Source organism: Oleiphilus sp. HI0125 (assembly GCF_001635355.1).
This window is the reverse complement of record NZ_LWGF01000643.1, coordinates 1-637: the sequence shown is the minus strand read 5'-3', so window position 1 is coordinate 637 and position 637 is coordinate 1. Positions and strand designations below refer to the sequence as shown.

Below are 637 nucleotides of genomic sequence, written 5' to 3'. Positions count from 1 at the left end.
AAGTTATTGGTATAGGTCTGTACGATACAACCCGAACCATCCAGCAATAAGGCTTCATGCTCATTGTGAATAAGTTCCAGCATGGCATGAATTGTTCCGCGCTGTGATGCATTTTGTAGATCTTTTAAGTCATCACTGGGGGTCACTTGACCCGTCGCAACAGCGGGCTGCAGTAAAACGATCCGTGCAGGAAGTATTGCATTTCTATAAGATAGGCTCGCATTAGTGTCACAAGCGATTTCTGCTGGCATTCCCTCATAAAGGGTCGTTTTCGAAACCTGAGAAAATCCTGCAGAAACACGTACTGATGTGTTTTCAGGTCGATCGGGAATGATGACCATCGATGGTCTCAATACAAGTGTAGTCGTTGGGCTGCCAACGCTGAGTGCCAGCTGGGTTACGGTTCCATTTGTGAACGATCGAACCTCTGTAAAATCCAAGGCTGTTCTCGCTTTTTCAATCGCGGCTTCGGATGCTGCCAGTCTTGCGGGGATACCCTCTGTTAGTTCAACATCAGTAAGATCAAGCTGAGCTTTCGCTGCATCCAGATCCGCCTCTCCCACCTGAACTTGAGACCGAGCCTCAATCACATTATTTGTTGTACCATAACCTCGTTTCAGTATGCTTTTTGCATCGC

1 protein-coding gene is annotated in these 637 nt (G+C 47.1%); it reads right to left on the bottom strand.

Annotation, left to right across the window (positions count from 1 at the left end; all coding sequences use genetic code 11):
• On the bottom strand, positions 1-637 hold a 637-nt coding region (locus tag A3762_RS27410; protein WP_197469155.1), incomplete at both ends, for a hypothetical protein.